The organism is Burkholderia sp. Ax-1719, assembly GCF_011753055.1.
Taxonomy (GTDB): Bacteria; Pseudomonadota; Gammaproteobacteria; order Burkholderiales; family Burkholderiaceae; genus Paraburkholderia.
In genome coordinates, this window is record NZ_VWWJ01000051.1 from 21,956 (window position 1) to 28,118 (window position 6,163).

The following is a 6,163-nucleotide window of genomic DNA, read 5'->3' on the forward strand; positions in this document are numbered from 1 at the left end:
CAACGCCCGTAGCGAATCTCCAGTAAGCGGGCAGAGAATCAGGCGTAAATCAGCCGTGAATCACCACCAGCAGCGCGCGCGCTTCGCCTTTGCCGATATTGCGGATCGCGTGCGGCTGATCGGCGATATAGCGCGCCGTGTCAGCGGACTTCAGCCGCTCGACGGAGCCAGCCGCTTCCACCTCGATCGCGCCTTGCAGGACCGTGAGGTGCTCGCGCGCGCCGGGTTCGTGCGCGTTCGACACCAGTGCGCCGCCGGGCTTGAGCGTCAGTTCGTACCATTCGAAATGACCGGCCAGTTCGATCGGGCCCCACACGCGCAACTGATAACCCGCATCGTGACCGAGCAAGGTCGGAATATCGTGCGGCCCGGCCACGGCGATCGCATCGGGCGCTTTGGGTGCGGCGAACAGGGAATCGAGCTTCACGCCCAGCGCATTGGTCAGGCGCCAGGCCACAGCGATAGTCGGATTGGCCTTGTCACGCTCGATTTCCGAAAGCATGGATTTCGACACGCCGGCCGCGCGCGACAACTCGTCGAGCGTCATTTTGCGTTCGCTGCGCAGCCGCTGAATCTGCTCGCCGACACGCGGCGGCGCGGCCGGCGATGTCTTCACTACGACGCCGGATGCTTCCGCGGCTGCGCTGGATGCGGGTTTAGCCTTCGTGGCGCGGGACTTGCGCGCTGCGGGGGGCTTCGCGGCGGCTGTGCCTGTCTCATCGTCTACCGGTTTCTTGACCTGCGTGCCCGCGCGCGCGCCTGAGCTTGCCATTCCCTGCCTCATCGTTTAGAGTTTGTTCGATATATCGAACTTGAGTTCGAAAAAACGAATAAATTCGCTCAAAGCTGACGGCGACTATAACAGCCGCAGCTTGCCCTGTCAGGAGCACGATGCCATGAGCCAATCCTACTTCGACCATCTGCGCGCGACTCTCGATCAGATCCGCGCCGATGGTTTCTACAAGAGCGAGCGCGTGATCGACACGCCGCAATCGTCCGCCATCGGGCTTGCCGATGGCAGCAAGGTGCTGAACTTTTGCGCCAACAATTATCTGGGCCTTGCCAACGACGCGCGCCTGATCGCCGCGGCGAAAGACGGGCTCGATCGCGACGGCTTCGGTATGGCCTCGGTGCGCTTCATCTGCGGCACGCAGACGGTGCACAAGCAGCTCGAAAGCGCGCTCGCTGCCTTCCTCGGCACCGAGGACAGCATCCTCTACTCAAGCTGTTTTGACGCCAATGGCGGCCTCTTTGAAACGCTGCTCAGCGACGAAGACGCGATCATCAGCGACGAACTCAATCACGCGAGCATCATCGACGGCGTGCGGCTCTCGAAGGCGCGCCGCTATCGCTACAAGAACAACGATCTCGCCGATCTGGAAGCAAAGCTGCAAGAAGCCGATGCCGGCGGCGCGCGCTACAAGCTCATCGCCACCGACGGCGTGTTCTCGATGGATGGCATCATCGCGGACCTCAAGGGCATCTGCGATCTGGCCGATCGCTACAACGCGCTCGTGATGGTGGACGATTCACACGCGGTGGGCTTCATCGGCGCGAATGGTCGTGGCACGCCCGAGCATTGCGGCGTCGCGCAGCGCGTCGACATCATCACGGGCACGCTCGGCAAGGCGCTGGGCGGCGCCTCGGGCGGCTACGTGGCGGCGAAGAAAGAAGTGATCGAACTGCTGCGCCAGCGCTCGCGCCCGTATCTGTTCTCGAACACGCTCGCGCCCAGCATCGCGGCCGCCTCGCTGGCGGTGCTCGAACTGATCGCCAGCGATGAGGGCGCGAACCTGCGCGCCCGCGTGCAGGCCAACGGCGCGCACTTCCGGCGCGAGATGAGCGCACTGGGCTTTGCGCTCGTGCCGGGCGAACATCCCATCATCCCGGTGATGCTCGGCGACGCGCAGGTGGCTTCGAAAATGGCCGACGCGCTGCTGCAAGAAGGCGTCTATGTGATCGGCTTCTCGTATCCGGTGGTGCCGAAGGGCCGCGCGCGTATTCGCACGCAGATGAGCGCGGCGCATACGCCTGAGCAGGTCGAGCGCGCCGTGGCGGCATTCGCGCGCGTGGGCAAGCAGCTTGGCGTGATTTGAAAGGATAGCGAAATAAAATGAAAGCACTCGCCAAACTCGAACGCGGCCCTGGCCTCACGCTCACCGACGTGCCGAAGCCCGAAGTCGGCCACAACGATGTGATGATCAAGATCCACCGCACGGCGATCTGCGGCACGGATATCCACATCTGGAAATGGGACGACTGGGCGCAAAAGACCATTCCGGTGCCGATGCACGTGGGCCACGAATACGTGGGCGAAATCGTCGAAATGGGCCAGGAAGTGCGCGGTTTTTCGATTGGCGACCGCGTGTCCGGTGAAGGGCATATCACCTGCGGTTTCTGTCGCAATTGCCGCGCGGGACGTCGTCATCTGTGCCGCAATACCACGGGCGTGGGCGTGAATCGCGAAGGCGCGTTTGCCGAATACCTCGTGATTCCAGCCTTCAATGCGTTCAAGATTCCGCCGGAAATCTCCGATGATCTCGCCGCCATCTTCGATCCGTTCGGCAATGCGACGCACACGGCGCTGTCGTTCAACCTCGTGGGCGAAGACGTGCTGATTACGGGCGCAGGACCGATCGGCATCATGGCCGTGGCCATTGCGAAGCACGTAGGCGCGCGCAATGTGGTGATTACCGACGTCAACGACTACCGCCTCGAACTTGCGCGCAAGATGGGCGCGACGCGCGCCGTGAACGTTTCGCGGGAGTCGTTGCGTGACGTGATGGCCGATCTGCACATGACCGAAGGCTTCGACGTGGGCCTCGAAATGTCGGGCGTGCCGAGCGCGTTCACGTCGATGCTCGAAGCCATGAACCACGGCGGCAAGGTGGCGCTGCTCGGCATTCCGCCTGCGCAAACGGCCATCGACTGGAATCAGGTCATCTTCAAGGGCCTTGAAATCAAGGGCATTTACGGCCGCGAGATGTTCGAGACCTGGTACAAGATGGTGGCGATGCTGCAAAGCGGACTGGATCTGTCGCCCATCATTACGCATCGCTTCAGCGTGAACGATTACGAAAAGGGCTTCGCTGCCATGCTTTCGGGAGAGAGCGGCAAGGTGATTCTCGACTGGACCGCCGCCTGATTCCCCACGCAGTTCATTGAGCGGCCGCCGCGCCTGCTGGCGGCGGTTGCTCGAATTCCGCCTCGATGCGTACGTCGATCGCATCGCCCACCGCTGGATACCACGTCGTCAGCCCGAACGCCGTGCGGCTGAACGTACCGTGCGCGGAAAAGCCCAACGTGGGCTGCTTCGTCAGCGGATTCGGCGCATATCCGTTGAACGTCACGTCCAGCGTGACGGGTTGCGTCGTGCCTCGTATCGTCAGATTGCCCGTCAATTTCCCCATCAGCTTGCCGTTCATCTCGCCGGTGCGCTCGAAACGCGTGCTCACGAAGCGGATCTGCGGATAACGCTGCGCATCGAGCATCTGCGCGCCTTTCACCATGCGATCGAGCGCGTCGACATTGGTGTCGAGGCTGGCGGCATCGATATCGACTTGCACTGTTGCCTCTTCCAGCGAGTGCGAATGCCAGTCGAGCCGCGCGCTGGCGCGGTCGAAGCGCATCACGAAGCGCGTGTAGTGCAGATGATCGACATCGAAGACGATGCTCCAATGATGCGGATCGAGCGCGTACTGGCCCGTCGGCACGGCGGCTTCGGTGGGATTCACGCTATGCGTCACCACACGCAGCGGCGTGCAGCCGAGCACACCGGCGCACAGCAACGCGATCAAGACTCGACGTCGATTCATGGTGTCTCCGTGATGGAAAGCGCGGGGGCGGCTTAAAAGCAGCCCGTTTCTTCCATTGTCCACTGATCGAGCAAATGCTGTGCGCGGCGCGGCGCGGCGTGAAATCGACGCTTGACTTGGGAGAATGATCGTTCTACATTGCGACACATGGAGAACGATCGTTCCACCTCTGCACGCCGATTCAGTACGACGAGATCATGAGCCAGACCGCCATTTCCCCTGAAGTATCGTCCGACGCGCGCGAGCGCCTGCTCGAAGCCGCCGAAGCGTTGATCTACGCGGGCGGTATCCACGCCACGGGCGTGGATGCGATCGTGCGCGCCGCGGGCGCTGCGCGAAAAAGCTTCTATACGTATTTCGAATCGAAGGATGCGCTGGTTGCTGCCGCGCTCACGCGTCGCGACGAGCGTTGGATGCGCTGGTTCATCGACGGCACGCTCAAACGCGGCCGCACGCCCCGTACGCGTCTGCTGGCCATGTTCGACGTGCTGCGCGAGTGGTTCGCATCGGACGGCTTTCACGGCTGCGCGTTTCTGAACGCCGCCGGTGAAACCGCATCACCCGACGATCCTGTGCGCGAAGTCGCGCGCATGCACAAGGCGCGCCTGCTCGCTTTCGTTGCCGAGCAGTGCGATGCCTGGCGTCTCGCCAGCGGTGTGGATAGCCGCGTGGCCGCGCGGCTCGCGCGCCAGTGGCTGATCCTGATCGATGGTGCGATCGGCGTGGCGCTGGTGAGCGGTGACGCCGATGCCGCGCTCGATGCGCGTGCAGCGGGATCGCTGATGCTCGACGCCCTGACGGCTGATGACGCTTCACGCTCGCGCCGCTGACCATTGAATCTGCCGTTTTGTTCGAATCAGGCGCGCCATGTCGGCTCGCCGCCCTGTAGATAGAGAAAGGAGCACGATCATGGCCGAACCCAACACGACGTCTGCCGAATTCCGCCCGCCGCTGCCGCCATTCACGCGTGAAACCGCGATCCAGAAAGTGCGCGGCGCGGAGGATGGCTGGAATACGCGGGATCCGCAGCGCGTGGCGCTCGCCTATACGCCGCAAAGCATCTGGCGCAATCGCGCGGAATTCGTGACGGGGCGTGAAGCGATCGTCGGTTTCCTCACGCGCAAGTGGGCGCGCGAACTCGATTACCGGCTCATCAAGGAGTTGTGGGCCTATACGGACAACCGCATCGCGGTGCGCTTCGCCTATGAATGGCACGACGATTCGGGCAACTGGTTCCGTTCGTACGGTAACGAGAACTGGGAGTTCGACGCCAACGGGCTGATGGCGCATCGTCACGCCTGTATCAACGACCTGCCGATCCGCGAGGCAGATCGTCTTTATCACTGGCCGCTCGGTCGCCGTCCCGACGATCATCCCAGCCTGAGCGAACTCGGACTCTGAGCGCCGCGTTCATCGCCGCGACGCACTGCGCAGGCAAGATGGTCTGAGCCGCAAGTGACGCGAACACAGTCGATGCGCCCACCACGATCCGAGCAAAACCTCGGTACGCGCGTGGGCGCGCTTGCTGTACAGTTTGCAGTCACCGAAAGGCAGAACAACAGCAAACCATATACAGACCCAGCAGCAGACGCCCCGAAGCAATTCGGCGAGCGCGAGGACGGAGAGCCCATGCGGTTTTGGCAAGTGCGCGGTGGCAGGACAGGGAGAAAGACGATTGCGGGCGCAGCGCTCATGCTGCTGTCGCTCGGCGCTACAACTGGTGCGCGGGCGGCCGACTGGTGCAGTGCGGGCCTATGGGTCGACGCGATGGTCGGCTCGTATCACATCCATCCCGACAAAGACTTCGAGCAGTTCAATCCAGGCCTGGGCATCGAATGCTGGCCCAGCGACCAATGGGCTGTCACGGCGGGCGGATTCCGCAACTCGCTGCGTCGCCCCTCCTTTTATGGCGGCGGCGTCTGGGCGCCGGAGTTCCTGCATTGGGGCTACGTGCGGCTTGCCGCGATGGGCGGCATCATCTCCGGCTACAACTACGGCAACTGGGGCCTCGGCCACAATCACACGATCGGGCCTGTGGCTGCGCCTATCGTGATGGTCGCCTATAAGCGCGTGGGGGTGAACTTCATCGTCATTCCGCCGATTCCTTCCGACGATTTGCCATTCACGGTCGGGTTTCAATTGCGGGTGAAGTTCTGAGCGTTTTTCAAAGATTTTGGCTCGTTGAAATAATTTCTTCAAAATCGCTTGACGAGCCGATCTACGCCCTGCATAATTCGCCTCCTCCTGCTGATGCAGCGACGCAGAAAACACCGGAAGGCCTGATTTTCCAGATGTTTTCAGCGAATTGATCTTTAAAAATTTACAGCCGATAAGTGTGGGCGCTTGAT

At 62.2% G+C, this 6,163-nt stretch carries 7 protein-coding genes; 5 read left to right on the plus strand and 2 right to left on the minus strand.

Annotated elements, in window-relative coordinates; all coding sequences use genetic code 11:
• Positions 1–49: 49 nt before the first annotated feature.
• Entirely contained in the window at positions 50–616 is a 567-nt protein-coding gene (locus F3J17_RS35415; RefSeq protein WP_345891293.1) for an XRE family transcriptional regulator, read from the minus strand.
• A gap of 280 nt (positions 617–896) precedes the next feature.
• Here F3J17_RS35415 and F3J17_RS35420 point away from each other — a divergent pair, with 280 nt between their 5' ends.
• Positions 897–2,096 carry a glycine C-acetyltransferase gene (locus F3J17_RS35420; RefSeq protein WP_167070410.1) on the plus strand — a complete coding sequence of 400 codons (1,200 nt, stop codon included), beginning with the start codon at positions 897–899 and terminating at the stop codon, positions 2,094–2,096.
• A 17-nt stretch (positions 2,097–2,113) separates the two neighbouring features.
• On the plus strand, positions 2,114–3,145 hold the full coding sequence (gene tdh / locus F3J17_RS35425) for an L-threonine 3-dehydrogenase (protein WP_167070412.1): 1,032 nt from the start codon (positions 2,114–2,116) through the stop codon (positions 3,143–3,145).
• A 13-nt stretch (positions 3,146–3,158) separates the two neighbouring features.
• Here the strand turns inward: tdh and F3J17_RS35430 are convergent, their stop codons facing one another.
• Positions 3,159–3,815 carry a YceI family protein gene (locus F3J17_RS35430; protein WP_167070414.1) on the minus strand — a complete coding sequence of 219 codons (657 nt, stop codon included), beginning with the start codon at positions 3,813–3,815 and terminating at the stop codon, positions 3,159–3,161.
• A gap of 197 nt (positions 3,816–4,012) precedes the next feature.
• On the opposite strand from F3J17_RS35430, the gene F3J17_RS35435 reads away from it, so the two are divergent.
• The 3 genes from F3J17_RS35435 (at position 4,013) to F3J17_RS35445 (ending at position 5,972) form a co-directional block, all read left to right on the plus strand.
• Positions 4,013–4,645 carry a TetR/AcrR family transcriptional regulator gene (locus F3J17_RS35435; RefSeq protein WP_167070418.1) on the plus strand — a complete coding sequence of 211 codons (633 nt, stop codon included), beginning with the start codon at positions 4,013–4,015 and terminating at the stop codon, positions 4,643–4,645.
• Positions 4,646–4,724: 79 nt separating this feature from the next.
• Complete coding sequence (locus F3J17_RS35440) at positions 4,725–5,216, plus strand: nuclear transport factor 2 family protein (RefSeq protein WP_167070420.1); 492 nt, start codon at positions 4,725–4,727, stop codon at positions 5,214–5,216.
• A 291-nt stretch (positions 5,217–5,507) separates the two neighbouring features.
• On the plus strand, positions 5,508–5,972 hold the full coding sequence (locus F3J17_RS35445; RefSeq protein ID WP_240161273.1) for a hypothetical protein: 465 nt from the start codon (positions 5,508–5,510) through the stop codon (positions 5,970–5,972).
• Positions 5,973–6,163 lie beyond the last annotated feature (191 nt).

What these genes read in the sequence shown, in the direction of transcription:
- F3J17_RS35420 (WP_167070410.1), top strand. Translation starts at nt 897, where the DNA reads ATGAGCCAATCCTACTTCGACCATCTGCGCGCGACTCTCGATCAGATC.
- tdh (WP_167070412.1), top strand. Translation starts at nt 2,114, where the DNA reads ATGAAAGCACTCGCCAAACTCGAACGCGGCCCTGGCCTCACGCTCACC.
- F3J17_RS35430 (WP_167070414.1), bottom strand. Translation starts at nt 3,815, where the DNA reads ATGAATCGACGTCGAGTCTTGATCGCGTTGCTGTGCGCCGGTGTGCTC.
- F3J17_RS35435 (WP_167070418.1), top strand. Translation starts at nt 4,013, where the DNA reads ATGAGCCAGACCGCCATTTCCCCTGAAGTATCGTCCGACGCGCGCGAG.
- F3J17_RS35440 (WP_167070420.1), top strand. Translation starts at nt 4,725, where the DNA reads ATGGCCGAACCCAACACGACGTCTGCCGAATTCCGCCCGCCGCTGCCG.
- F3J17_RS35445 (WP_240161273.1), top strand. Translation starts at nt 5,508, where the DNA reads ATGCTGCTGTCGCTCGGCGCTACAACTGGTGCGCGGGCGGCCGACTGG.